The sequence below is a fragment of the Streptomyces sp. NRRL S-495 genome, from assembly GCF_000966955.1.
Classification (GTDB): Bacteria; Actinomycetota; Actinomycetes; order Streptomycetales; family Streptomycetaceae; genus Kitasatospora; species Kitasatospora purpeofusca.
Genome location: NZ_JZWY01001041.1, coordinates 1 through 1489 on the forward strand (window position 1 = coordinate 1; position 1489 = coordinate 1489).

Annotated in this window: 1 protein-coding gene and 1 pseudogene; both read right to left on the reverse strand. The window is 74.7% G+C overall.

Annotated elements, in window-relative coordinates; all coding sequences use genetic code 11:
- A pseudogene (locus VR45_RS49655) lies at nucleotides 1–433 on the reverse strand (hypothetical protein); the annotation flags it as partial.
- On the reverse strand, nucleotides 430–1302 hold the full coding sequence (locus tag VR45_RS38555) for a MoxR family ATPase (protein WP_045944620.1): 873 nt from the start codon (nucleotides 1300–1302) through the stop codon (nucleotides 430–432). The gene VR45_RS38555 and the pseudogene VR45_RS49655, both read right to left, overlap by 4 nt.
- Nucleotides 1303–1489: the final 187 nt, after the last annotated feature.

Below are 1489 nucleotides of genomic sequence, written 5' to 3' on the forward strand. Positions count from 1 at the left end.
CGTCGGCGGCGAGTGCCGCCACCAGCCGCGCCCGGAGGTCCTCGCGTTGCGCGGCCGGGTCCGCGGCCGGGTTCGCGGTCGGGTCCGTCAGGTCGGCGGTGCCCGGCGCGTCGAGGCCGTCCGGGTCCCGGGCCTGCTGCGCCGAGGCCCGGCGCACCGCCTCCGGATCGCCGACGCCGAGCGGGAAGAAGAGGTCGAAGGCGGCGTCGAAGACCCCGCGTTGCCCGTCGGTGCGCAGCAGCGCGGCGGCGAGTCCGGCCCGGACCTGCTCGCGCTCGGCGAGGCCGAGGACGGCCAGGACGGCCGCGGCGTCGACCGTCTCGGCGGGCCCGATCCGCAGGCCGTGGGTGCGCAGCGCGCGCACGAAGGCGGTCAGCCGGGCGGCGACATCCGCAGGATCGGATGTGCCACCGGACGGGGGCGGGACGGTCATGCGAGGGTGAGCTTCTGGGTGGCCTTCAGCACGTCGTCCTGATGCTTGAGGACGACCCCGAGGGTGGCCCGGACGACCGTCTCGTCCAGGGTGTCGGCGCCGAGTGCGAGCAGGGTGCGGGCCCAGTCGACCGTCTCGGCGACCGAGGGGGCCTTGCGCAGCTCCAGTGCCCGCAGCGCGCCGACCACCCGGACCAGCGAGTCGGCCAGTGCCGCGTCCAGCCCGGGGACGCGCAGCCGGACGATCCGGCGCTCCAGTTCGGCCTCCGGGTAGTCGAGGTGGAGGAAGAGGCAGCGGCGGCGCAGCGCCTCGGAGAGTTCCCGGGTGGCGTTGGAGGTGAGCAGGACGAAGGGGCGGCGGGTCGCCGTGATGGTGCCCAGCTCGGGCACGGTGACCTGGTAGTCGCTGAGCACTTCGAGCAGCAGCGCCTCGACCTCGACGTCGGCCTTGTCCATCTCGTCGATGAGCAGCACGGTCGGTTCGTCGCCCCGGATGGCGGTGAGCAGCGGCCGGGTGAGCAGGAACTCCTCGCCGAAGATGTCGGTGCGGGCCGCGTCCCAGCCCTCGTCCCGCCCGGCGGTGATCCGCAACAACTGCTTGGCGTGGTTCCACTCGTAGAGGGCGCGGGACTCGTCGATGCCCTCGTAGCACTGGAGCCGGACCAGCCGGGCCCGGCCGAGCGCGGCGACGGCCTTGGCGAGTTCGGTCTTGCCGACGCCGGCCGGGCCTTCGACCAGCAGCGGCTTGCCGAGCCGGTCGGCGAGGAAGACGGTGGTGGCGACCTCCGTGGAGGCCAGGTAGCCGACCTCGGCCAGCCGTGCGGCCGTGTCGGCCACCGACTCGAAGAACTGCGTGCCCTCGCCGACCATGCCTGCCCCACATCCCCGTGGTCCGGTGTCTGTCGCCAGCACCCTACCGGTGGGTCACTTCGCTGTCCCGGCTCCCCTGTCTCCCGGAGGCGGCGGCACCCGGCAGGCAGGGGAGCCGGCAGGCAGGGGCGCAGGGAGGAGCCAGGACCGGGCGGAGCCGGTGGGGCGGGGTGCGGCGGCCGCCGCA

Excerpts from the sequence above, each read along its gene's own strand:
- VR45_RS38555 (WP_045944620.1), bottom strand. The coding sequence starts at position 1,302 with ATGGTCGGCGAGGGCACGCAGTTCTTCGAGTCGGTGGCCGACACGGCC.